The following is a 23103-nucleotide window of genomic DNA, read 5'->3' on the forward strand; positions in this document are numbered from 1 at the left end:
CTCTTCGGCGAGCGCGGGAGCTGCGCCGCTGCGCGGGTGGCGGACCGCACGCGCAGCGGCGAAAAGCCCGCGCTCGGGTCAGGCTCCGCGGAGGCGCTCGGCGAGGTAGGCGTCGAGCTTGTCGAGCGGCACCCGCTCCTGCTGCATGGTGTCGCGGTCGCGCACGGTGACGGCCTGGTCTTCGAGAGAGTCGAAGTCGACCGTGATGCAATACGGGGTGCCGATCTCGTCCTGGCGGCGGTAGCGGCGCCCGATCGCGCCGGCGTCGTCGAAGTCGACGTTCCACGACTCGCGCAAGCGGGAAGCGAGGGAGCGCGCCATCGGCGAGAGCGCCTCGTTGCGGGACAGCGGAAGCACGGCGGCCTTGATCGGCGCGAGGCGCGGGTCGAGCTTGAGCACGGTGCGCTTGTCGACGCCGCCCTTCGCGTTCGGCACTTCCTCCTCGTGGTACGCGTCGACGAGGAACGCCATCAGCGAGCGGGTGAGCCCGGCCGCCGGCTCGATTACGTAGGGCACCCAGCGCTCGTTCTTGGTCTGGTCGAAGTACGAGAGATCCTTGCCCGATGCCGCAGCGTGCGTCTTGAGGTCGAAGTCCGTGCGGTTCGCCACGCCTTCGAGCTCGCCGAACTCACTCCCGCTGAACCCGAAGCGGTACTCGATGTCGACGGTGCGCTTGGAGTAGTGCGAGAGCTTCTCGGCCGGGTGTTCGAAGAAGCGCAGGTTCTCCGGCTCGATGCCGAGGCCGGTGTACCAGCTCATGCGCTGCTCGAGCCAGTACTCGTGCCAGGTCTCATCTGTGCCGGGCTCGACGAAGAATTCCATTTCCATCTGCTCGAACTCGCGGGTGCGGAAGATGAAGTTGCCCGGTGTGATCTCGTTGCGGAAGCTCTTGCCGATCTGGCCGATGCCGAACGGGGGCTTCATCCTGGCAGCCTGGAGCACGTTGGCGAAGTTCACGAAGATGCCCTGCGCGGTCTCTGGACGCAGGTAGTGCATGCCCGCCTCGTCGTCGACGGGACCGAGATAGGTCTTGAGCAGGCCGGAGAAGGCGCGCGGCTCCGTCCAGATGTGCCGGTTGCCGCAGTTCGGGCAGGGGATGCCGTCGAGGCCGCCCTCTGCGGGGCGCCCCTTCTTCTCCTCGAACTCCTCCTCGAGGTGGTCGGCGCGGAAACGCTTGTGACAGCTCGTGCACTCGACGAGGGGGTCGCTGAAGACCTCGACGTGACCGGATGCCTCCCACACCTTCCTGGGCAGGATCACCGAGGAGTCGAGCCCGACGACGTCGTCGCGGCTCGTGACCATGAAGCGCCACCACTGCTTCTTGATGTTCTCCTTGAGCTCGACGCCGAGGGGCCCGTAGTCCCACGCGGACCGGGATCCGCCGTAGATTTCACCCGCCTGGAAGACGAACCCGCGGTGGCGGGCGAGGGCGATGACGGAATCGAGGCGGGAGGGTGCGGCCACGGTGGCTCCAATGGTCGAGGGTGGATGTGGGGCGTGCCGTGCAGAAAATCCCGGTCAGGCGTACCCATTTTAGGCTCTCGTCCCGGTGCGCCCCTCTGGCTGTTAGCCTTGCTAAGGAATCATCGCGAATTCAGCTTTTTCTCAGCTTGGATTCGGCACGGTCGTGAACCGCACCTCAGCACCATCTGCACCACCCTCAAAGGAGAGATCATGGGCACCAGGCCCCGCACGCCGCACGACGCTTTCACGGGGGCCGGTCCGCTCGATCGCGATCCGTCCCTGCTCCCTGTCGCACTCGACCAGACCGAGCACGACGCCCAGGAGCGACGCTGGACCCCGGCCAAGATCGCACTCTGGGCCGGCATCTCCCTCCTCGGCGGACTGAGCTGGGTCATGCTCGCGGTTGTCCGCGGCGAGACCGTGAACGCCATCTGGTTCGTCTTCGCCGCGGTGTGCACCTACCTGATCGGCTACCGCTTCTACTCGAACTACATCCAGAAGCACCTGCTGAAGCCCGATGACCGCAGGGCGACCCCCGCAGAGTACAAGGCGGACGGCAAGGACTTCGCGGCGACGGACCGCCGGGTGCTGTTCGGCCACCACTTCGCCGCGATCGCCGGGGCAGGCCCGCTCGTCGGCCCGGTGCTCGCCGCGCAGATGGGCTACCTGCCCGGCACGATCTGGATCATCGTCGGCGTCGTTCTCGCCGGTGCGGTGCAGGACTACATCGTGCTGTTCTACTCGATGCGCCGAGGCGGACGTTCGCTCGGCCAGATGGCCCGCGACGAGCTCGGCAAGATCGGCGGCACCGCCGCCCTGATCGCCACGATGGCGATCATGGTCATCATCGTCGCGATCCTCGCCCTCGTCGTGGTCAACGCCCTCGCGGCGAGCCCCTGGGGCGTCTTCTCGGTCGGCATGACCATCCCGATCGCGCTCTTCATGGGCTGCTACCTGCGCTTCTTCCGCCCGGGCAAGGTCAGCGAGGTGTCGATCATCGGGTTCGTGCTGCTCCTGGCCGCCATCATCGGCGGCGGCGCCATCTCGAACACGGCGTGGGGAGCATCGTTCTTCCACGTCGACCCGGTCCCGCTCGCGATCGGCATCATCATCTACGGCTTCGTCGCAGCGATCCTCCCGGTCTGGCTGCTGCTCGCCCCGCGCGACTACCTCTCGACCTTCATGAAGATCGGAACGATCGGGATGCTCGCGATCGCGATCATCATCGTGCGCCCGGAGATCACGGTCCCGGCATTCAGCGAGTTCGTCGCCAACGGCGGACCGGTCGTGAGCGGGTCGCTCTTCCCGTTCCTCTTCGTCACGATCGCCTGCGGCGCCCTTTCCGGCTTCCACGCCCTGATCGCCTCCGGCACGACCCCGAAGCTCATCGAGAAGGAACGCCAGACCCGCTTCATCGGTTATGGCGGCATGCTCATGGAGAGCTTCGTCGCGATCATGGCCCTCGTCGCCGCCGTCTCGATCGACCGCGGCATCTACTTCGCGATGAACTCCTCGGCGGCCCTCACCGGGGGCACCGTAGAAGGCGCTGTCGCGTTCGTGAACAGCCTCGGGCTCACCGGGGTCAACCTCACCCCCGACATGCTCACCCAGACGGCGAAGGACGTCGGAGAGGCCACGATCGTCTCCCGCTCCGGCGGCGCCCCGACGCTCTCGGTCGGGCTCGCGCACATCATGCAGCAGGTCGCAGGAGGCTCAGGCATGATGGCGTTCTGGTACCACTTCGCGATCATGTTCGAGGCGCTGTTCATCCTCACCGCCGTCGACGCGGGCACCCGCGTCGCGCGCTTCATGCTCCAGGACAGCCTCGGCAACTTCTTCCCGAAGTTCAAGAACACCTCCTGGCGCACGGGGGCCTGGCTCACCACGGGCATCATGGTTCTCCTCTGGGGCGCCGTGCTGATCATGGGCGTCACGGACCCGCTCGGCGGCATCAACACCCTGTTCCCGCTCTTCGGGATCGCGAACCAGCTGCTGGCCGCAATCGCACTCGCGGTGTGCATGGCGATCGTCGCGAAGCAGGGCAAATTCAAGTACATCTGGATCGTCGCCGTGCCCCTCGCGTTCGCCGCGATCATCACGATCTACGCCTCGATGCTGAAGATCTTCTCAACCGTCCCCGCGGTCGGTTACTTCGCCCAGAACAAGGCATTCTCCGACGCCCTCGCGGCGGGGAAGACCTCGTTCGGAACGGCGCCGAGCGTCGCGGCCATGGAGGCCGTGGTACGGAACACGATGGTGCAGGGTCTCCTGTCGATCCTCTTCGTCACCCTCGCGATCATCGTGATCGTCTCCTCGGTCGTTGCGACCTGGAAGTCCTGGAAGAGCCGCGATTTCGGCACCAACGAGGACCCTGCGCTCCCGTCGCAGATGTTCGCGCCCTCCGGCTTCCTGCCGACCCCGGCCGAAAAGGAGCTGCAGGGCCGCTGGGAAGCCCAGGCTGCCGCCGAGAAGAACGCCCGGACGGCGCGGAACGCCGGCGCGGGCACCCCTGGCCGGTGACGGTCCGGTGATGACAGCAGGGGCACGCCGGGGGCAGCGGATGCCCTCGGCAGGCGGGACCTCGCTCGCTGCGCTCCTCGGCGGCATCCGCCGGGCAGCGCGGAGCGTGGCCTGGTACGTCAAAGGGGTGATGGGAGAGGACGCCTGGGACAAGTACCGGGCGCACCACGAGGCCGCGCACGGGACCGCGGACCCTGCTCACCCCACCGAGCGGATGATGACCGAGCGCGAGTTCTGGCGGGACCAGACCGACCGCCAGGACGCCAACCCGCAGGGCCGCTGCTGCTGACCCACTCCTGAGGCTCGCGAAAGCGGGTGAGCCGTCGTCATGACTGGGGCAAACCGACGGCTCACCCGCTTTCGCGAGCCTGGAATCAGCCGCTCGCACCGAATGTCCAGCTTGTCTTCCTAACGTCGGCAATGACAGAGTGGCAGGGCTCGCGTCGGCTTCAGGAGAGGGTGGTCGGATGGGCAACGGGTTCACCCCGCGGCGCCGCTGGATCGCCGCAGGCGCCGCCGGCCTGGTGCTGCTCGTCGCCACCGTCGTCCTCACGGTCAGCGTCGCGACGGGACTCGCGCAGCCGGACCAGGCCGTCCCCGCGCTGTCTCTCCCCGACAGGCCGGCACCGCCCGCGCCGGGGGTGGATGACTCGTCCCCCCTCTCCGCGACCTGGCGGCCACCGGCCGGCCTGCCCGCCCAGGGCACCATCGGCAGCGTCCGGATCCCGGCGACCGCTTCGGGTTTCAGCGCGCGCGACGCCGAGGTCTACCTCCCGCCGGCCGCGCTCGTCCCCGACGCCCCAGCCCTGCCGTTCGTGCTGATGATGATGGGACAGCCGGGCGACCCGGACGCCGGCCCGATCGCATCCGTGCTCGACGCCTTCGCCGCAGCCCACAACGGCCTCGCCCCGATCGTGCTCGTCGCCGACCAGCTGGGCGACCCGGACGTCGACTCGCTGTGCCTCGACACGGCGGAATACGGCCGGGTCGAGACGTACCTCGAGGAGGACGTTCTCGCCTGGGCGCGGGGCAACCTCAACATCGAGGCCGGCCGCGAATCGTGGACCGTCGCCGGGTTCTCGAACGGCGGCCAGTGCGCCTTGTCGCTCGCGCTCCGGTACCCGGAGGTCTGGGGCAGCCTCATCGACGCCTCCGGCACGGTGTATGCGGGACTCGAGACGGAGCCGGAGGTCCTGGCTGACGTGTTCGGGGGTGACCAGGCTGCCTACGACGCGACAAAACCGGCCACGCTGCTGGGCAGGAGCCGCTACCCTGACACCACGGCCGTGTTCACGGTCGGCTCGGAGGACTCGGTGATGGAACCGGGGCTGAAGGATCTGAGCGGAACGGCCAGGGCTGCGGGGGTGGCGGTGACGTACTACGAGGTGCCCGGCGAGGGCCACTCCTTCGAGGCGCTGGGCGGTGGACTCACCGAGGCGTTCGGCGTGCTCGCCAGCCGACTCGGGCTCGGCTAGGCGTGGACGCCCTCCAGGCGCTCCTGCGCACGGATATCCTGCACGGCCCCGTCATCGTCGGCGCGTACACCCTGTCCGGCGCGGCCGTGGTCTTCCTGCTCGCCCGACGACCGACCCCGCGCTGGCTCATGACCGTCGCGGTCGCGGTCGCCTCCGGAGGCGTTGTCGCGGTGCTCCTCTGGTTCTTCCTGGTGCGGGTCTTCAACGTGTTCGGGATGGGCCTCGTACCCGTGGCGTACGCGTGGCTCGGCGCGGCCTGCGCCGCCGTCGGGATCGCACTCGTGAACCTGTGGAAGACGCGGCCGGCACGCCGGAGCCTCGCCGCCGCATCGGTGCTGCTCTTCGTCGCGACGGGGGCGCTCGGGATCAATGCGGGCTATGGCCTTGACCGCACCCTCGGCGCGCTTCTCGGGGTGAACGTGCTGCCGCCGATCGCACTGAATCCGGCAGCGCCACGCTCGACCCCGGTCGCAGGCACCGGCTCCCACCCTGGCTCGAGAGTCGACCCCAACCCTGACCGGACGGGCCGCGCCCTCTGGCAGACGTGGAATCCACCCGCCGACATCCCCGCCGCGGGAAACACCGGGAGCCAGGTGATCCCGAACACCGTCTCCGGATTCCGCTCCCGGCCGGCCGGAATCTACCTGCCCCCTGCGGCGCTCGTCCCGGACGCGCCGGCATTGCCGCTCGTGATCATGCTGCTGGGCCAGCCCGGCAACCCCGACCCGGAATACGTCGCGGCGAGCCTCGACCGTGCGGCCTCCCAGCACGGGGGTCTCGCGCCGATCGTCGTCGTCGCCGACCAGCTGGGCGATCCCTCCGTCGACCCGCTGTGCCTCGACACCGCGAGGTACGGAAACGCGGAGACCTTCCTCACCAGGGACGTCGTCGGCTGGGCTGCCGCGAACCTCAACGTGACGCACGACCACCGGTACTGGACGATCGCCGGGTTCTCCAATGGCGGCCAGTGCGCGATCTCCCTCGCGGCCAAGCATCCCGACATCTGGTCGAACGTGATCGACATCTCCGGCGAGTCATTCCCCGGCTCCGAGATCCAGGACCAGACCCTGAACGACGTGTTCGGCGGCAGCCAGGCGGCCTATGACGCGCAGAAGCCGGTGAACCTTCTCGCCGGGCACCGCTACCCGGGGACATTCGCGATCTTCACTGCCGGCGCAGCGGACCCGGGCGTCGCCGCCGGGCAACGGATGCTCGTCGACGCAGCCCAGGCCGCGGGAATGACCGCGTCATACGCCGAGATCCCCGGCGTCGGGCACGAAGTGGGGGCGCTGAACGGAGGCCTCGACGCCGGCTTCGCCGCGCTCTACCCGCGCCTCGGCCTCGCTCCGCCCTCCTGACCCCTCCCCCGACCCGGGTATGGTCGTCGCATGACTGAACGGGACGCGGGCGGTGACCAGGTACCGCGCATCCACCCTGAGTCGGTCGAGGAGTGGCGGACCTGGCTCGTGGAGAACCACGCGGTGTCGACCGCGGTCTGGCTCGTCTTCTGGCGGAAGGCCGCCGGCCGGCCGATCCTCGCCTACGAGGACGCCGTTCTCGAGGCGCTCTCCGTCGGCTGGATCGACAGCAAACCGGCCCGGCTGGACGAGCACCGGACGATGCTCTACTTCTCACCGCGGAAGCGCGGCAGCGCCTGGGCGAGGCCGAACAAGCTGCGCATCGAACTGCTCAGGCGCGAGGGGCGGATGCTGCCGGCCGGGGAGGCCGTCGTCGCGGCCGCAGAGGCGGACGGTTCCTGGACCCGGCTCGACGAGGTCGAGAACCTCACGGTTCCCGCGGACCTCGGCGCAGCTCTCGACGGGATCGGGGGTGCCCGCGCGCAGTGGGACGCGTTCCCGCCCTCGGCTCGCCGCGGCATCCTCGAATGGATCGTGCAGGCGAAGACGCCGGCGACCCGCCAAAAACGTATCGATGAGACGGCTGTGCTCGCCGGCCGGCGCGAACGGGCCAACCAGTGGAAGCCGAAACCCCCGGCCGACCCCGCACCGGCGCCCGACTGAGCGCGGCCCCGTCCGCGCCCCCGCGCCGCGCTGCCTGCCGACGCGGGCCGATCAGACGGGCTGCCGCTCCTGGGCGCGGACGGCGCCGCGGCCGACGAGGAGCATGCCGCAGAAGCCGATCACGAGGGCGACGAGCACGCCGAGGTTCGCGAACGCCCAGTCGCCCGTCCGGCCGCCGAGGCCGAGGGGATCGAGCAGGTACCCCTGCCAGGCGAGCCAGTCCGCGAAGCCGTTGGTGACGAGGCCCCAGCCCACGACGGACCCGAGCCCGAGGAGTGCGAGCGCGCCGACCCGCACGCTCCCGTAGCGCCCGCGCGGGTCGAGGAGGCCCGCGGCGTCGTAGCCGGAGCGGCGGAGCGCGAAATCGGCGAGGAAGATGCCGCACCAGGCCGCGACGGGCACGCCGAGGGTGATCAGGAAGCCCTGGAACGGACCGAGGAAGCTCCCGGCGAAGAACACGACGTAGATCGCGCCGAGCACCATGATCACCCCGTCGATCCCGGCGGCCGCGAAGCGCGGCACCCGAAGCCCCGCCGCGAGGAGCGCCAGCCCGGAGGAGTAGATGTCGAGGACGGCGCCGCCGATCAGGCCGAGAACCGCGACGAGGGCGAACGGAACCAGGAACCAGACCGGCAGGATCGTCGTGAGCGCCCCGATCGGGTCGACGGCGATGGCGGCGCTGAGGTCGCTCGATGACCCGGCGAGCAGGATCCCGAAGAGGAGCAGCACGACGGGGGCGAGCGAGGCGCCCGCCGTCGTCCAGCCGACGACGCCGCGGCTCGAGGCCGAGCGGGGCAGGTACCGGGAATAGTCGGCGGCGGCCTGCACCCAGCCGAGGCCGAAGCCCGTCATCATGAAGACGAGCGCGCCGATCACGTGGGGGGTGTCCCCTGCGGGGATCGCCGCGATGGCCGGGAAGTCGATGTGATCGACGACGAGGAACACGTAGACGACCGTGAGCAGGCCCGTGACGATCGTGATCCATTTCTGCAGCCGCATGATCAGGTCGAAGCCGAAGACGCCACCGAGCACGATCAGGCCGGCCACGACGACGAGGGCCACCACCTGGGTGAGCGCCCCGCCGTCCCAGCCGAGCTCGGTGAAGACCGTCGCCGTCGCGAGCACGGCGAGCGAGGCGAGCACGGTCTCCCAGCCGACGGTGAGCAGCCACGACAACGCGGACGGCACCCGGTTGCCGTCGACTCCGAAGACCGCCCTGCTCAGGGTCATCGTCGGCGCGTGGCCGCGCTTGCCCGCGAGCGCCACGAACCCGCAGAGCGCGAAGGAGAGCACGATCCCGACGAGGCCGACGATCGTCGCCTGCCAGAAGGAGATGCCGAAACCGAGCAGGAACGAGCCGTAGCTGATGCCGAGCACCGAGACGTTCGCCGCGAACCACGGCCAGAACAACTCGCTCGGGCGGCCGCGGTGCTCCGTGCGGTCGACGGCGTTGATGCCATTGAGCTCCACCTCGAAGACCGGGCGGATGCCGGGACTCGCCCCCGACAGGCCGGTGTCCGTTTCGGTGTGCTTCCGGTCGTTGGCGGACATCCGCTGCCCCTCTCGTCGGCGGGTCTCTTGGGGTGTTCAGGCGGTTCGGGTGGTCAGGAACTCAGGAACTCAGGTACTCAGGAACTCAGGTTCAGTGCACGTACTCGAGCAGGTCGAGGCCGACGGCCCGCATCCCGTCGAGGACAGCGAGGCGCAGGGGCAGGCGGGTGTCGGCGAAGGACATCGAGACGGCATAGGCGACGCCGGCCCGCGGGCCGCGGAGCACGCCGGCCTCGCTCCGGACGCCGGGTCCCGTTCCGGTCTTGTTGACGAGGAGCAGCCCGTGGTCGCCGCCGCGGTGCGCGAAGGGATCGAGCCCGAAGGCGCTCGCGACGAGGGAGAGGTCTGCGCCGAGGGACAGCCAGCCGATCACGCGTTCGCTCGTCGCGGCATCCACGACCTCCCCGCGGGCGAGGGACATGAAGAGTCCCGTGAGTTCCTGGGCGCTGCCGACGGAGAGCTGGGGTGCGTGATCGGGGCCGCGTTCGTCGCGGACGAGGTCGAGCAGAGCGGTGTGGGAGATGCCGAGCTGTTCGGTACGCGCCTGGACGGCCGCGAGGCCGACCGCGCGCAGCAGCACGTTCGCTGCGAGGTTGTCGCCGAGACCCCCGACCAGGGCCGCGAGGTCAGCGACGGGAAGCGACGGGGCCTGCAGGTGCTGCCAGACGCCTGACCCTCCGACGGAGTCCGCCGGGGTGCGGTCGAGGATGGTGAGGGCGCCGAATTCGGCGTTCGGGAGCCGGGCGGCGACCTCGATGAGGAGGAGGACGGTTCCGATCCCCGCTGTCGGCATCACGACGTGGTCGTCAACGGAGAAGAGGACCTTGCCGGTCGCGAGGTCGGTGGCGCGGGCCGAGACCTGCACGCCGTCGACGGCGAGGGTGCCGAGGGCCTGGAACCCGCGGCCGAAGTTCGCCATCGACTCCGAAACGCCGTGCCGCGCCCTGCTCGGGGCACCGCGACGCGACCGTCGCTCCGATTCCCGCGCTGGCGTGGACACTTTTTCGGGTCCCTCCGTGTTCCGGCTCCGATTTCCGGCTCCGTGTTCCCCTCAGCACCATAGCCCAGACACCCGACATACGCCGGGGCCGGACGCCGGCGGGGCTACCAGATGGTGACGCGTTTGTCCGGGTCGAGCCAGAGTTCGTCGCCTGCCGCAACGCCGAAGGCCGCGTAGAACTCGTCGATGTTCCGCACGATCTGGTTGCAGCGGAACTCATTCGGCGAGTGCGGGTCGATCGAGATCAGGCGGATGGCCTCCTCGTCGCGCATCTTCAGCTGCCAGGCCTGGGCCCAGGACAGGAAGAAGCGCTGGGCGCCGGTGAGACCGTCGATCACGGGCGGCTCTGCGCCGTCGAGCGAGATCAGGTAGGCCTTCCAGGCGATCGAGAGGCCGCCGAGGTCGCCGATGTTCTCGCCGATCGTGAGCGCGCCGTTCACGTGGTGCTCGGGGATCTGCTTCGGCGCCAGGGCGTTGAACTGCTCGATGAGCGAGCTCGTGCGCTCTTCGAAGGCCGCACGGTCGTCAGCGGTCCACCAGTCGGTCAGGAGCCCGTCGCCGTCGTACTTCGAACCCTGGTCGTCGAAGCCGTGCCCGATTTCGTGCCCGATGACGGCACCGATGGCGCCGTAATTCGCCGCGGCATCCCGCTCGTCTGAGAAGAACGGGAACTGCAGGATGGCCGCTGGGAAGACGATCTCGTTGAAGCCGGGGTTGTAATAGGCGTTGATTGTCTGCGGGGTCATGAACCACTCGTCGCGGTCGAGGGGCTTGCCGATCTTGCCCAGTTCGCGCTGGAACTCGAACTCGTTCGCGGCACGCACGTTCTTGATCAGGTCGCCCGCCTCCATCCACAGGGTCGAGTAGTCACGCCATTTGTCGGGGTAGCCGATCTTGGGCGTGAACTTCTCGAGCTTGTCCTGGGCACGCGCCCGCGTCTCCGGGGTCATCCAGTCAAGCTCGGCGACGCTCTGGCGGTATGCCTCGACGAGGTGGCCGACGAGCACGTCCATGCTCGCCTTCGCGCTCGGCTTGAAGTGCCGTTCGACGTAGATCCGGCCGACGGCCTCGCCGAGGGATCCCTCGACGAGGGAGACGCCGCGCTTCCAGCGGTCCCGCAGCTGAGGTGTCCCGGTGAGGGTGCGGCCATAGAAGTCGAAGCTCGCCTCGACGAAGTCGTCGGAGAGGTACGAGGCGCTCGAGCGGATGATCTGCCAGCGCAGCCAGTCCTTCCATCCGACGATCCCGTCCTCGGTCAGCATCTCGGCCAGGCCGGTCACGAAGCTCGGCTGGCGGACGACGATCTCCTCGAGGGCTCCCGCCGGGGCATCGAGGCCCGCGAGCCAGAGGTGCAGGTCCGCTCCGGCGGCGAGGGCCGTGACCTGGCCCCAGGTCTTGAGGTTGTAGGTCTTCTCGCTGTCGCGGGAGCGCACGTTGTCCCAGTGGTGCCCGGCGAGTTCGGTTTCGAGGTCGAAGACGCGCTGCGCCCTGGCCGCGGCGTCGTCGACGCCGGCGAGGCCGAACATCCGCTCGAGGAAGGAGCGGTACGCCTCGCGGACGGCCGCGAACTTCTCCTCGCGATAGTAGGACTCGTCCGGCAGGCCGAGCCCGCCCTGCTCCAGGAAGACGAGGTAGCGCTCCGGGTTGCCCGGGTCATTGTCGACATAGAGCTGGAAAGCGCCGGCGACGCCGGCGCGCTCGAGGCGGCCGAGGGTGCCGAGCAGGGAGGCGACGGAGTCGATCCGGTCGACGGTCGCGAGGTCGGCCGCGAGCGGCGTTGCGCCGAGCGCATTCACCCGCGCCTCGTCCATGAAACTCGAGTAGAGGTCGCCGAACTTGCGGGCTTCTGTTCCGGGTTCAGCGGTCTGCGCCTCGAGGATGATCTCGCGCACGGCCTTCTCTGACTCCTCGGCGAGGAGGTAGAACGATCCCCAGCGGGCCTTGTCCGCCGGAATCTCGGTGCGGTCGATCCATTTCCCGTTCACGTGGCGGAAGAGATCGTCCTGTGGGCGGATGCCCGGGTCGAGTTCGTCGCGGTCGATTCCGGATGCGGTCCCCAGCTCAGTCATGCGTCCATGCTATTCGCTGTGCCCGGGAATTCGAGCCGGGGTGCGACGCCGGGCGAGGCCGGACGGCGCCGGACCGTGCGGTGTCGGCGAGCGACGCTAGAGTCGGGAGCATCGCCATCTTCCGCCAGCGGCCCATCGACCGTGAGATCCTGCGCCTCGCCCTCCCTGCGTTCGGCGCCCTCGTCGCCGAACCCTTGTTCCTGCTCGCCGACTCGGCGATGGTCGGGCATCTCGGCGCGGTCGACCTGGCCGGACTCGGCCTCGCGAGCGCGGTGTTGCAGACCATCGTCGGGCTGATGGTGTTCCTCGCGTACAGCACGACCCCTGCCGTCGCCCGCTGGCTCGGTGCGGGCGACCGCAGCAGGGCCGTGTCCGTCGGGATCGACGGCCTCTGGCTCGCGCTCGGCCTCGGTCTGGTGCTCGCGCTGCTCGGCGCGGCGCTGAGCCCGCAGCTCGTGGGAGCGTTCGGCGCGGAGCCTGCCGTGGCCGCGGCATCCGCCCGGTACCTCACCGTGTCGATGCTGGGACTTCCGGCGATGCTGCTCGTGTTCGCGGCGACAGGACTCCTCCGCGGACTGCAGGACACCCGCACGCCGCTCTGGGTGGCGGGGCTCGGCTTCACGGCCAACATCGTGCTCAACCTGTGGTTCATCTACGGTCTCGGGCTCGGCCTGGTCGGCTCGGCGCTCGGCACGGTCGTCGCGCAGTGGGCGATGGTCGCGGTGTATCTCGTCGTGGTCGTTCGGCACGCCCGGCGTGAGGGTGCCCGGCTGCGGCCGCACCGCGGCGGGATGCTGCGGGGGGCGTCGAGCGGCGGCTGGCTGTTCCTGCGCACGGTGAGCCTGCGTGCGGCGATGCTGCTCGCGGTGTTCGTCGCCACGAGCCTCGGCTCGCCCCAGCTCGCGGCGTTCCAGATCGCGATGACCCTGTTCGCGGCGATGGCGTTCGCCCTCGACGCGCTCGCGATCGCCGCCCAGGCCCTCGTCGGGCGCGGCCTCGGGGCCGGCGATCTCCCCGGGGTGCGCGCGGTGCTGCGGCGCTGCCTCGAGTGGGGTGTGCTCGGGGGTGCCGCCATCGGCGCCCTCCTCGTCGTGACGAGCCCCCTGCTCGGCGGGCTGTTCACGACGGCGGAAGAGGTGAGCGCGCTCCTCCCCCTGACACTCGTGGTCCTCGGCCTGTCCGGGCCGCTCTGCGGCCTCGTCTTCGTGCTCGACGGCGTGCTGATCGGCGCCGGCGATGCCCGCTACCTCGCCGTGACAGGGCTGGTGAACCTGCTCGTCTTCGTGCCGCTGGCCTGGGCGGTGCTCGCCTGGGCACCGCAGGGCGCCGTCGGGCTCGCCTGGCTCATGGCGGCGTTCGCCTTCGGCTACCTCGGCGCGCGCGGCCTCACCCTCGGCCTGCGCGCCCGCGCCGCGCGCTGGATGGTCGTCGGCGCCCGCTGACGCGCCCCGCCCCCAATACCACCGCTCCAGATTCACCCGTCGCGCCCCTGTGCGCCCCCGCGCGCCAGGCACACCGGGCGCGCACCGGCGCACGTGGCGTGCCAGGCGGTGCCGGAGAGTCCCGGCTAGCGGATGCGGCGGTGCACGGACTGCGGGCGCAGGTAGGCGTGCAGGCCCTCGCGTCCGAACTCGGCGCCGAGGCCGGAATCGTGCCGCCCGGCGAAGGGCGCGTTGTGGTTGGAGGCGAAGAAGCCGAGGCCGACGGAACCGGTGTCCATCCGGGCGGCCGCATCGAACGCGGCGTCGGCATCCGCTGAGAACACCGTGCCGCCGAGGCCGAACGCGGTGTTGTTCGCGATGCCGATCGCCTCGTCGAGCGTGTCGTAGCGCAGGATCGACAGGACCGGCCCGAAGATCTCCTCGCGCGCGATCCGCATCCCCGGCGTCACGTCGGCGAACACGGTCGGCTTCACGAAGAAGCCGCGGTCGAAGCCGCTCGGCACGTCACCGCCCGTGGTCGCCCTGGCGCCCTCTGCGATGCCGGAGCGGATGTACCCGCGCACCGTGTCGCGCTGCGCCCGTGTCGCGGCGGGTCCGAAGACGGTGTCCGGGTCCATCGGGTCGCCCTGCCGCGCGGCCTGGATCGTCGCCGTGACCATGTCGACGAGTTCGTCGTAGCGCCCGGCCGGCGCGAGGATACGCGTGGAAATGTAACAGGTCTGCCCGGTGTTGCGCATGCAGCTGCGGATCAGCACCTGCTGCATGGCCGTGAGGTCGACGTCCGGCAGAACGAGCGCGGACGACTTGCCGCCGAGCTCGAGGGTGACCGGCCTCAGCAGCTCGCCGCACGCCGCGGCGATTCTTCGGCCGACCGGGGTCGAGCCGGTGAAGGCGACTTTGTCGACTCCGGGGTGCCGCACGAGGGCGTCGCCGACGGCGCTGTCCCCCGTGACGATGTTCACGACGCCCGCCGGGATGCCTGCCGCTGCCGCGGCATCCGCAAGGAAGCGGATCGAGAGCGGCGTCGGCGATGCCGGCTTGATCACGACGGTGCACCCGGCCATGAGCGCGGGCGCGAGCTTCGCCACGACGAGGTTGATCGGGAAGTTCCACGGCGCGATGAGCGCGCAGACGCCGACCGGGTCCTGCCGCACGACGGTTTCGGCGGATCCGTCGGGGAACGGGCGCACGTCTGCGGTCTCCAGGTACCCGGCCAGTCCGGCGAAGTAACGGAAGATCGCTGCGGCATTCGAGGCCGCGCGCCCGGTTTCGGCGACCGGGGAGCCGTTCTCCCACGTGTTGGTGTGCGAGATCGCCGCCGCCCGCTTCTCGATCTCGCCGGCCAGGCGTTCCAGGTACCCGGCGCGCACGGACGGGGCCAGCCCGCGCCACCCGTCAGCGCCGGCGCCGGCACGCGCGAACGCGCGGCGGGCGGCCGCGACGGCGAGGTCGACGTCGGCGGCGGATGCCACCGGCACACTGCCCCACTCCGCTTCCGTCGCGGGGTTGGTCACCATGGTCCGACCGGTTCCGCTCGCCGCACGCCAGGCGCCGTCGATGAAGAGGTCGTCGGTGTGCCGATAGGGCAGCGTGGCCGGGAACCTCGTGGGCTGGACGGGCTGGCCGGCCGCAGCCGTGGCCGTGGCCGCCGCTGTCGGTGCCGCGTCGATCGACTGCCCCGTCATCAGAGCACCGCGATCTTCAGCAGCGCCTCTGCCCTGTCGAGTTCGATCGTCGCCATCTCGAGGCCGGCAGCGGTGATGAGCTCCGGCAGGATCTCGGCCCGCAGGCGCCGGCAGTAGAACGACGGCGTCTGGCCGAACCAGCTCGAGGCGAGGGCGATGCCGGCCGGGGTGAAGCGCCAGAGCCGGTCAGCGTCGCGCACGAGCGAGTCCTCGATCGAGTACGACTCGACGCGGGTGTCATGGCCGTCGATGATGTCGGTGACCCGGGTGATGAAGGCCTCGTCGTAGCCGAGGCCCGGCAGCACCTCCCTGGCGATCATGCAGCCCTTGAGCTCGTGCTCGTAGCGGATCTGGGCCTGGCGCCAGTTCGCGCCGAAGCCCTCCGAGATGATCTTGGTCTCGTCCACCCTGGCCCAGCCGCTGTCGTGCAGCAGGATGGCCACCCGCACGACGAGGGCGTCGGCCTCCGGGTAGGCCTCGCAGAGCCGCTCGGCGAAAGCGAAGGAGATCGGCACGTGGATGTCGTTGCTGCGCGTGCGCATCTCGGTCTCGACGGCGCGCCAGAGCGGGTCGAGGTCGCTCGGGCCGTCCGCGGCGACGGCGATGGGCGAGGTGTCGATGGACTGGTCGGTCTGCAGTGTCATGGCGTTCTCACTTCGAGGTTGGGGCGCCGGAGCGCGGAGGCTGGGGCTAAGCGGCCGGACTGCCGGCGGGAACGGGGACTGCAGGAGGAGCGAGATCAACGGCGGCCGGCGCAGGCACCGCACGCCCGGCATCCGCCGTCTCGACGGCCGCGAAGAGTTTCTTGAGCGGAACGGTGGTGTCGGTCGCAACATCCGCCGGCACAGAGAGGCCCTTGTGGAGGGCGTTCTTCACGGCCATGAAGTCGAGCGGGCTGTTGATGCAGTCAGCGGCGATGAGCCGGCCACCCCGGTAGTAGAGCACCGAGAACTTCTCGGAGTCCGGCTCGCCGCGCAGAACGACCCGGTCGTGCCCGCCGCTCAGCCCGGCGATCTGCAGTTTGAGGTCGGCCTGGTCCGACCAGAACCACGGCACCGTGCGGTGCTCTGCCGGGAGTCCGAGCAGGGTGGCCGCGGCCACCTTGGCCTGCTCGACCGCGTTCTGCACGCTTTCGAGGCGGATGCGGCCGACACCGAAGTCCCCGATCGACGGGTTCGGCATGTTCGCGCAGTCCCCGGCGGCCACGGTGAGTCCGTCGGAGGCGAGGGCCCTTGCGTCCACCACGATCCCGTTGTCGACCTCGAGGCCCAGCTGCACGGCGAGCTCGGTGCGCGGGACGACCCCGACGCCGATCAGCACGACATCCGCCGCCACGATCTCGCCTGAGCCGTCGCCGTCACGCGGACCGAGCTCGACGCCGGTGACCCGGTCGTGCTCGCCGACGAACCGCACGACCTGCGCGTTCAGCACCACGCGGATGCCGCGGCGCCGGTGCGCCTGCAGGTAGAACTCGCTGGTCTGCTCGGAGACCGCCCTCCCGACGAGGCGGGGAGCCGCCTCGAGCACAGTGACGTTCTTACCGGCGGCCCTGGCCCCCGCTGCGACCTCGAGGCCGATGAAGCCGCCGCCGACGACCACGACGTTCCGCGCCTCACGCAGTTGCTGCTCGAGCACGGTCGCCTCCGTCGCGGTCCGCAGGTAGCTGACGCCCTCGAGCTCGGAGCCCTCGAACGGGATCGTGCGCGGTGCGGCTCCGGTGGTGAGAGCGAGCCGGGCGAATGCGAAGGTGCGCCCGGACTCCGCCGTCGCGACGCCGCCGTCCGCGTTCCGGACGATGCGGAAGATCCGCTCCCGCGGCACGAGGTCGATGGAATGCTCGCGGTAGAAATCGTGGGTGCGGAAGGCCAGGGAGTCAGCGGTCGCCTCGCCCTTGAGGAACGCCTTGGAGAGCGGCGGCCGCTGGTACGGGGCGTGCGGCTCCTCGCCGACGAGGGTGATCGGGTCGGTGTCGCCGAGTTCGCGCAGTGTCGAGGCGAGTTGCACCCCGGCCTGGCAGTTGCCGATGATGAGGGTGCCCAGCCGGGGTGCTGCGGTCGTGTCGCCCATGCCGGTCACACCTGCGTTTCGGGGGTCTGCACGTGCACGGACACGTCGTCGGTCAGTTTCAGCTGGCAGGAGAGCCGGGAATTGTCCTCCCGGTCGACGGCCGTTCCGTCGAGCATGTCGTCCTCGAGGTCGAGCTTCGGCGGGAACAGCCCCGCGCTCTCTGCGCACAGGAAGACGTGGCAGGTGGCGCAGGACAGGCTGCCGCCGCACTCGGCGACGATCCCGGGAACGCCGTTGCGCACCGCGGTCTCCATCACGGAATCGCCCGCGAATCCGGTGACGATGGTCTCTGTGCCGTCGAAGGCGACGTAGCTCACGGTTGGCATTTCTCGGTCTCCTGGTTCGGTTCTCTGGGTTACGGGTGGGTCAGAGGAACTGCCGGCCGCCGTCGACCACGAGGGTCTGGCCGGTGATGTAGTCGCTGCCGGGTGCGGCGAGGAACAGGGCCGCCCCGACGATGTCCTCCGGTTCGCAGGCCCGCTTGAGCGAGCCGCGGTCGACGCCGTAGCTCTCGGCGCCCGCGATGAGCCCGTAGCTGGCCTCGGTCAGGGTGAAGCCGGGAGCGATCGCGTTGACGGTCACGTTGCGGTCACCGAGTTCCTTGGCGAGCACCCGGGTCAGCGCGATGACGCCGCCCTTCGAGGCCACGTAGTGGGCCCACTGGGCCGATCCGCTCATCACCGTGGCGGAGGAGAGGTTGATCACCTTTCCGCCGTCCGGCAGGTAGGGCGTGCAGGCCCGGGTGACGAGCCACGGCCCCTTGAGGTTGACGGCCATCACCCGGTCCCACTCGTCGGGGTCGAGGTCGGTGAAGGGGGCACGGGTCACGGTCGCGTAGATCGCGGCGTTGTTGATGACGACGTCGATCACGCCGGCCTGGGCCGGGGGCACCGTACCGGGGGCGGATGCGCCGGGCCGGGCCTCGGGGACCCAGCCGGCGGCATCCGCGGCCAGCCGGGTGACCGAGGCGAGGTCGGTGACGTCGACCGGGAGGGCGAGGGCGGTTCCGCCGGCCTCTTCCACGAGAACGACGGTCTCCCGCGCGCCCTCGAGGTTGACGTCGGCGACGACCACCCGGTCGCCCTGGGCCGCGAAGCCCAGGGCGAAGGCACGGCCCAGGCCGCCGGCGGCGCCGGTGATCAGCACCGTCCTCTGCGAGACCCCGGCCGCGCCGCGCTCAGGCATGGCTGCTCTCGGCGAGGACGGCGTCGAGCTGGGCGGCCGCGGCAGGGGCCAGGGCGAGGTCGTGCTCGTGGGCCAGGCCGGCAACGTCCTGCTCGGCGCCGTGATCTTCGACGATCGTCACGGTCCCGTTGTTGCCGTCGACCCGCAGCCACTGTCCCGTCCTGATCTGGGCGGAAGCGGTTCCGGTTCCGGTGACCGCCGGCATCCCGTACTCACGGCAGACGATGGCCGCGTGGCTCATCATGCCGCCGATGTCGGTGACGGTCGCGCGGATCTTCCCGAAGATCGGGCCCCACGACGGCGCCGTGACGGGAGCGACCAGGATGTCGCCCTCCTGCACCTCGGAGAGCTGGTCGGAACTGCTGATGACCCGGGCCGGACCCTCCGCGACGCCGCTCGAGGCGGCCATTCCGCGGAACTCGCCCTCCGGCGCGTCGGAGTCGCCGAGCCAGTTCTTGATCTGGTCGCTCGTGATGCCCCAGAGCATCAGGGTGAAGGGCTCGGTGATCACAACGGGCGGCGTGTTGAGCGCCGGCTGCGGGCGCTCCTCGGAGAGCGCGTCGACGATGACCTTGCGCCGGGCGACCTCGGCCGGCCAGTAGTCCGGGCCGATCGCGGGGGCGCCGACGGCCCAGCCGGTGACGTAGTCGAAGAGCGTCTCGCGCACCTCGTCGCGGCGGAGGTAGAACATTCCGTTCGCCTCCGGCCAGAACCCGGCCTCGGAGAGCATCTTCGAGAGCTGGCGGGCCTTCCGCCAGAAGACGCCCATGGTCCAGTGCTCGATGTAGAAGTTGTGGTTCTCCACGTAGGGGTAGACCTGCCGCGCGAGACCGAGCTTGCCCTGGAACGCGGCGAGCTGTTCTGGGCTGAGCAGTTCGGAGTATTCCTCGGTGATGCGGTCGCGCTCGGCGACGAGCTCTGCGACGGGACGGTCGATGCCGACACCGTTCTGCACGCGAACGATGTAGTCGGCGATGTAGCCGAGCGGCAGCTCGAGGTGGTCCATCCAGTACTTGTCGTGGGCGTAGAAGCCGTTGCCGACGGTGAAGTTGAACCAGGGATCCTGTGCCTCGGTCCAGGCCGCGAGCCACTCCGCTCCGCCCGCGGCCGCGCCGATCGCGGCGAGGGTTTCCTCCGGGTTCTCGGTGTTGCCGAAGTGACCGTCGACGCCGAGTTCGACGGCGAGCTTGGCGAGCTTCTTGAGCTCGTCATCCGGTCGGAAGAGCTCCATGTCGACGCCCTGCACCATCTTCGCGACGGCCTGGTCCGGGATGCCGGGGAAGACCTCCTTGCAGAAGCTGAAGAAGTCGAGGTAGGCCACGTAGCCGAGGTTGAGGAACTCGAAGTGGTACTGCCAGGCCCGGTAGGTGAGGGACACGAGCTTGTCGAAGTTGCCGAGGAGCTCGTCGTTCGGGCCGAGACCCTTGCCGCTCGTGACGTCCTCGAGCGGGACCGCGTTCGGCAGCGCCTCGAAGGACAGGGCGTTGAGCTCGTCGATCGTGCCGCGGATCTTGCCCTGCCATTTTTCGAGCAGGCCGTCCCAGTTCTGGAAGTAGTGGCCGGCGCGGGCCATGAACTCGGGAACGCGGGCGGCGATCTCGGTCTCGGGAACACCGACGGGCGACATGAACACGTAGCCGTTGTGGATGCGGAACTCGATGCCGTTGGCCGGCGGGATCAGCAGGTGGCGGGAGTTGTACTGGCCGAGGCAGGAGACGGCGAACTCGAAGCCGATGGTCTCGAAGGGCTTGGTCACCGTCGGCCAGTGCTGGCTGTCGCAGAACCAGAACTTGGCCTCTTCGACCTCACGCCGGTTCTCCTGGAAGACCAGGTTGTAGGCGTAGAGGTCCTTCCAGCCCTCTGCGGCGGCCGCGGGCTTCTGGTCGTACGGGCTGGGGAATGACTTCTCTGTCATGGTTCAACCGTTCTGTGTGGGTAAACGCGGGTGGAGGGGACGAGCGGGGAAGATGAGGCGCAGCGGATGCGCGGGAGATCAGGCCTTGCCGGCCTGCGTCATCAGCGAGCGGGTGATGCTCTCGATGCCGAACCCGGCGGACTGCGTCGGAATCGAACCCGACGCCGTCGAGGAGAACACCGTCTCGGGTCGGGACTGCAGCAACAAGAGGTTCTCCCCGTCCGGCAGGTCGCGGTCGAGGGCCCATTCGATGTCCTGGGGGCACTTGAAGTGCTTCTCGGCGCGCTTGGCGATCGCGGCGATCGCGGTGATCTCCGTGTCGCTGATGCAGAGGCGCCCGCGGCGGTCGGCAGGGACCTCGCGTTCGACGAGGGACTTGCTCGCGGGGTCGGGCACGAGTTCGGCGTGCTTGTCGCCGATCGAGTGCTTCACGACCATGAGCATGACCTTGTCGACGGTGATGTTGTCCGGCGTCACCTGCCCGGAGACGACGAGCTCGCCGAGCCCGTACGAGGCCTCCATCACGATCTTGGAGCGGTCGCCATTGGTCGGGTCCATGGTGATCGCGACGCCGGCGACCCGGGCGTTCACCATCTTCTGCACCGCGACGGCCATCGAGAGGCCTTCGTTGGGGATCTTGTTCTTCAGCCGGTAGATGATGGCGCGGGAGGTGTAGAGCGAGGCCCAGCACGCGCGGATGTGCTCGGTGACGTCTTTGACGCCGAGGAGCCAGAGGTAGGTGTCCTGCTGGCCGGCGAAGCTCGCATCCGGCAGGTCCTCTGCCGTCGCCGAGGACCGCACGGCGACAGGGACAGGGGACTCGAAGCGCGACTGCAGTGCCTCGTATGCCTCGATGGTCGTGGCGTGCAACTCGGCGGGCACCGGCCGCGAGGTGATCTCGAGGCGCAGCTGGGCCGAGACCCGGTCGACGGCGGTCACGTCGTCGGGATCGAGGTTCGCGAGCATCTCGTGGATGTCCTTCTCGATGCCGGCCTCGCGGATGAAGGCGTCGTATGCTGCCGTCGTGATGGCGAAGCCGGGGGGAACCGGCATCCCGGCCGCGGTGAGTGCGACGAGGGACGCGCACTTGCCGCCGAGCTGCTCGTGCAGCGGCGGAAGCCCGCCGTCGAAGAACTGGATGTAGGCGGCGTGGGATGCCGGTGTTGCGGTGACAGCGGGGGTTGCGGTTTCCATCAGGCGTTGGCCTCCCAGGTGACGGGAACCGACGTCGGCGCCCTGAACGACAGGTTTTCTCCGAAGACGATCGCTTCGGAATCGACGATCCTCAGGCCGGGGACGGCCCGGATGGTCTCTTCGACGACGATCTTGTCCTGCAGCTTGGCGAGCATGTTGCCGAGGCAGTAGTGGATGCCGAAGCCGAAGGAGAGGTGGGTGCGGGCGTTGGCCCGTTCGATGTCGAAGACCTCGGGCTCCTCGAAGACGCTCGGGTCCCGGTTGGCCGATCCCATCAGCAGCAGGATGTTCGCGCCCTTCGGGATCGGGGTGCCGGCGATCTCGGTGTCGACGAGGGCCTTGCGCCGCCAGCCGACGATCGAGGGGCTGTAGCGCAACGTCTCGTCGATCGCCCCGGGAATCCGCTTGGGGTCCTCGACGAGCTTCTGCCACTCGCCGGGGTTGCTGAGCAGCATCCGGATCGTGTTGGAGATGAGCGTCGTCGTGGTCTCGTGGCCAGCGAAGAGCAGGCTGTAGCAGACCGACGCGATCTCGTGGTCGGAGATCTCTCCGCCGGCCAGCTGGGCGCGCACGAGGTCGGTGACGAGGTCGGTTCCGGCAGTTCCGGCGTTGATGGCCCCGTGGGCGGCGGAGACCAGGCGCCGGCATTCGGTCCAGTAGTCGACGAGGTTGTGCGCGTGCGGGATCTGCTCCTCGTCGCTCAGGTCACCCCAGGTCATCGCGGCCCGCGAGTCCGACCATTTCTTGTAGGTCGGGACCATTTCCGGCCCGACGCCGAGCAGGCCGAGGATCGTGATCGTGGGGATGTCGACGGCGACGTCCTTCAGGAAATCGCCCCGGGCATCCGGATGCGCGAGCATCTGGGTGAGGAGCCGCGCGGTGTTCTCGCGGATGGTGGGCTCGAGGGCCTTGTACCGGCGTGGGCTGAACTCCTGCTGCACGATCGTGCGCATCCGGGTGTGCTCTGGGGGAACGCGGGCCGAGAGGCCGGAGTATGCGGTGAAGCCGCCATCGTTCATGATCTTCGTCGCGGCGGCTCCGCGCGGCCGCACGGGGGCCTGGGCGTTCTCGCTGCTGAAGGTGACCCAGTTGTCGAAGACGGCCTTGACGTCCGCGTAGCGGGAGACGACGTAGTAGCCGATGCGCTCGTCGAACATGACGGGCTGCTCGTTGCGCAGCTCGGCGTATGCAGGGAACGGGTCGTTCATGTCGAACGGGGAATAGCCGTGGTGGCCGCCGGCGGCCGCGGCGAGCGCGCGGTGATCGACCGGGCACTGGGCTGCTGCGGGCTGGGCTGCTGCGGGCTGGGCTGCTGCGGGCTGGCCGGGGGCCGGCTGGGCTGCGGCCGGGTGCGTGGTGGCGGGCTGTGCCGTCACGGGCTGAGCGTTCACGAGTGCTCCTTCTGTCCACTTCTGCGGGGACTGTCCACTTCTGCGGGGATCTGGCTCCATCTAATGCTCCCGGAGCTGGGAAGCGCCGGGCTTGTCCCACTGGGCGGAAGTGGAGTTGGGGAGG

18 protein-coding genes are annotated in these 23103 nt (G+C 69.6%); 6 read left to right on the forward strand and 12 right to left on the reverse strand.

The window, feature by feature from the left end; all coding sequences use genetic code 11:
* Nucleotides 1-78: 78 nt before the first annotated feature.
* A complete protein-coding gene (locus RHM57_RS17080) occupies nucleotides 79-1464 on the reverse strand; it encodes a glycine--tRNA ligase (RefSeq protein WP_134449209.1) in 1386 nt (461 codons plus the stop codon).
* 210 nt (nucleotides 1465-1674) lie between these two features.
* Between RHM57_RS17080 and RHM57_RS17085 the strand changes: the two genes are divergently transcribed.
* From RHM57_RS17085 to RHM57_RS17105, 5 genes are all read left to right on the forward strand, one after another.
* A complete protein-coding gene (locus tag RHM57_RS17085) occupies nucleotides 1675-3984 on the forward strand; it encodes a carbon starvation CstA family protein (protein WP_134449210.1) in 2310 nt (769 codons plus the stop codon).
* 10 nt (nucleotides 3985-3994) lie between these two features.
* Nucleotides 3995-4273, forward strand: coding sequence for a YbdD/YjiX family protein (locus tag RHM57_RS17090; protein WP_416172962.1), 279 nt, complete (start codon nucleotides 3995-3997; stop codon nucleotides 4271-4273).
* A 178-nt stretch (nucleotides 4274-4451) separates the two neighbouring features.
* A complete protein-coding gene (locus RHM57_RS17095; RefSeq protein ID WP_134560694.1) occupies nucleotides 4452-5459 on the forward strand; it encodes an alpha/beta hydrolase in 1008 nt (335 codons plus the stop codon).
* 2 nt (nucleotides 5460-5461) lie between these two features.
* A complete protein-coding gene (locus tag RHM57_RS17100) occupies nucleotides 5462-6817 on the forward strand; it encodes an alpha/beta hydrolase (protein WP_134560695.1) in 1356 nt (451 codons plus the stop codon).
* 30 nt (nucleotides 6818-6847) lie between these two features.
* Complete coding sequence (locus tag RHM57_RS17105; protein ID WP_322188910.1) at nucleotides 6848-7480, forward strand: YdeI/OmpD-associated family protein; 633 nt, start codon at nucleotides 6848-6850, stop codon at nucleotides 7478-7480.
* 51 nt (nucleotides 7481-7531) lie between these two features.
* Here the strand turns inward: RHM57_RS17105 and RHM57_RS17110 are convergent, their stop codons facing one another.
* The 3 genes from RHM57_RS17110 to RHM57_RS17120 all read right to left on the reverse strand — a co-directional run bounded on the left by RHM57_RS17110 (nucleotide 7532) and on the right by RHM57_RS17120 (nucleotide 12100).
* A complete protein-coding gene (locus RHM57_RS17110; protein WP_322188912.1) occupies nucleotides 7532-9031 on the reverse strand; it encodes a purine-cytosine permease family protein in 1500 nt (499 codons plus the stop codon).
* Between the two features lie 91 nt (nucleotides 9032-9122).
* The gene (locus RHM57_RS17115) at nucleotides 9123-10031 is read right to left on the reverse strand and encodes a serine hydrolase (protein WP_134449215.1); all 909 of its coding nucleotides are present in this window, start codon (nucleotides 10029-10031) and stop codon (nucleotides 9123-9125) included.
* A 104-nt stretch (nucleotides 10032-10135) separates the two neighbouring features.
* Nucleotides 10136-12100 carry a M13 family metallopeptidase gene (locus RHM57_RS17120; RefSeq protein ID WP_322141063.1) on the reverse strand — a complete coding sequence of 655 codons (1965 nt, stop codon included), beginning with the start codon at nucleotides 12098-12100 and terminating at the stop codon, nucleotides 10136-10138.
* 80 nt (nucleotides 12101-12180) lie between these two features.
* On the opposite strand from RHM57_RS17120, the gene RHM57_RS17125 reads away from it, so the two are divergent.
* The gene (locus RHM57_RS17125) at nucleotides 12181-13542 is read left to right on the forward strand and encodes an MATE family efflux transporter (protein WP_322188914.1); all 1362 of its coding nucleotides are present in this window, start codon (nucleotides 12181-12183) and stop codon (nucleotides 13540-13542) included.
* Nucleotides 13543-13667: 125 nt separating this feature from the next.
* On the opposite strand, the gene RHM57_RS17130 is transcribed toward RHM57_RS17125, so the two are convergent.
* From RHM57_RS17130 to RHM57_RS17165, 8 genes are all read right to left on the reverse strand, one after another.
* The gene (locus RHM57_RS17130; protein WP_134449218.1) at nucleotides 13668-15227 is read right to left on the reverse strand and encodes an aldehyde dehydrogenase family protein; all 1560 of its coding nucleotides are present in this window, start codon (nucleotides 15225-15227) and stop codon (nucleotides 13668-13670) included.
* Nucleotides 15227-15871 (reverse strand): HD domain-containing protein, encoded by a 645-nt coding sequence (locus tag RHM57_RS17135; RefSeq protein WP_322136912.1) that lies wholly within the window; start codon nucleotides 15869-15871, stop codon nucleotides 15227-15229. Before RHM57_RS17135 ends, RHM57_RS17130 begins: the two co-directional genes overlap by 1 nt.
* 46 nt (nucleotides 15872-15917) lie before the next feature.
* Entirely contained in the window at nucleotides 15918-17294 is a 1377-nt protein-coding gene (locus tag RHM57_RS17140; protein ID WP_134560510.1) for an NAD(P)/FAD-dependent oxidoreductase, read from the reverse strand.
* Between the two features lie 5 nt (nucleotides 17295-17299).
* The gene (locus tag RHM57_RS17145; protein WP_134449221.1) at nucleotides 17300-17620 is read right to left on the reverse strand and encodes a 2Fe-2S iron-sulfur cluster-binding protein; all 321 of its coding nucleotides are present in this window, start codon (nucleotides 17618-17620) and stop codon (nucleotides 17300-17302) included.
* A 40-nt stretch (nucleotides 17621-17660) separates the two neighbouring features.
* Nucleotides 17661-18479, reverse strand: a complete 819-nt coding sequence (locus tag RHM57_RS17150; RefSeq protein WP_322188916.1) for an SDR family NAD(P)-dependent oxidoreductase — start codon at nucleotides 18477-18479, stop codon at nucleotides 17661-17663.
* The gene (locus tag RHM57_RS17155; RefSeq protein ID WP_134560506.1) at nucleotides 18472-20394 is read right to left on the reverse strand and encodes a PEP-utilizing enzyme; all 1923 of its coding nucleotides are present in this window, start codon (nucleotides 20392-20394) and stop codon (nucleotides 18472-18474) included. Before RHM57_RS17155 ends, RHM57_RS17150 begins: the two co-directional genes overlap by 8 nt.
* Before the next feature lie 78 nt (nucleotides 20395-20472).
* Nucleotides 20473-21588, reverse strand: coding sequence for a PEP/pyruvate-binding domain-containing protein (locus RHM57_RS17160; RefSeq protein ID WP_134449224.1), 1116 nt, complete (start codon nucleotides 21586-21588; stop codon nucleotides 20473-20475).
* Nucleotides 21588-22979 (reverse strand): cytochrome P450, encoded by a 1392-nt coding sequence (locus tag RHM57_RS17165; RefSeq protein WP_322188918.1) that lies wholly within the window; start codon nucleotides 22977-22979, stop codon nucleotides 21588-21590. The genes RHM57_RS17160 and RHM57_RS17165 overlap by 1 nt, the downstream gene beginning before the upstream one ends.
* Nucleotides 22980-23103 lie beyond the last annotated feature (124 nt).

The organism is Cryobacterium sp. 10S3 (genome assembly GCF_034344045.1).
GTDB lineage: Bacteria > Actinomycetota > Actinomycetes > Actinomycetales > Microbacteriaceae > Cryobacterium > Cryobacterium glucosi.

What these genes read in the sequence shown, in the direction of transcription:
- RHM57_RS17130 (WP_134449218.1), bottom strand. Translation starts at nt 15,227, where the DNA reads ATGACGGGGCAGTCGATCGACGCGGCACCGACAGCGGCGGCCACGGCC.
- RHM57_RS17105 (WP_322188910.1), top strand. Translation starts at nt 6,848, where the DNA reads ATGACTGAACGGGACGCGGGCGGTGACCAGGTACCGCGCATCCACCCT.
- RHM57_RS17145 (WP_134449221.1), bottom strand. Translation starts at nt 17,620, where the DNA reads ATGCCAACCGTGAGCTACGTCGCCTTCGACGGCACAGAGACCATCGTC.
- RHM57_RS17110 (WP_322188912.1), bottom strand. Translation starts at nt 9,031, where the DNA reads ATGTCCGCCAACGACCGGAAGCACACCGAAACGGACACCGGCCTGTCG.
- RHM57_RS17120 (WP_322141063.1), bottom strand. Translation starts at nt 12,100, where the DNA reads ATGACTGAGCTGGGGACCGCATCCGGAATCGACCGCGACGAACTCGAC.
- RHM57_RS17085 (WP_134449210.1), top strand. Translation starts at nt 1,675, where the DNA reads ATGGGCACCAGGCCCCGCACGCCGCACGACGCTTTCACGGGGGCCGGT.
- RHM57_RS17160 (WP_134449224.1), bottom strand. Translation starts at nt 21,588, where the DNA reads ATGGAAACCGCAACCCCCGCTGTCACCGCAACACCGGCATCCCACGCC.
- RHM57_RS17090 (WP_416172962.1), top strand. Translation starts at nt 3,995, where the DNA reads ATGACAGCAGGGGCACGCCGGGGGCAGCGGATGCCCTCGGCAGGCGGG.
- RHM57_RS17135 (WP_322136912.1), bottom strand. Translation starts at nt 15,871, where the DNA reads ATGACACTGCAGACCGACCAGTCCATCGACACCTCGCCCATCGCCGTC.
- RHM57_RS17150 (WP_322188916.1), bottom strand. Translation starts at nt 18,479, where the DNA reads ATGCCTGAGCGCGGCGCGGCCGGGGTCTCGCAGAGGACGGTGCTGATC.
- RHM57_RS17140 (WP_134560510.1), bottom strand. Translation starts at nt 17,294, where the DNA reads ATGGGCGACACGACCGCAGCACCCCGGCTGGGCACCCTCATCATCGGC.
- RHM57_RS17155 (WP_134560506.1), bottom strand. Translation starts at nt 20,394, where the DNA reads ATGACAGAGAAGTCATTCCCCAGCCCGTACGACCAGAAGCCCGCGGCC.
- RHM57_RS17095 (WP_134560694.1), top strand. Translation starts at nt 4,452, where the DNA reads ATGGGCAACGGGTTCACCCCGCGGCGCCGCTGGATCGCCGCAGGCGCC.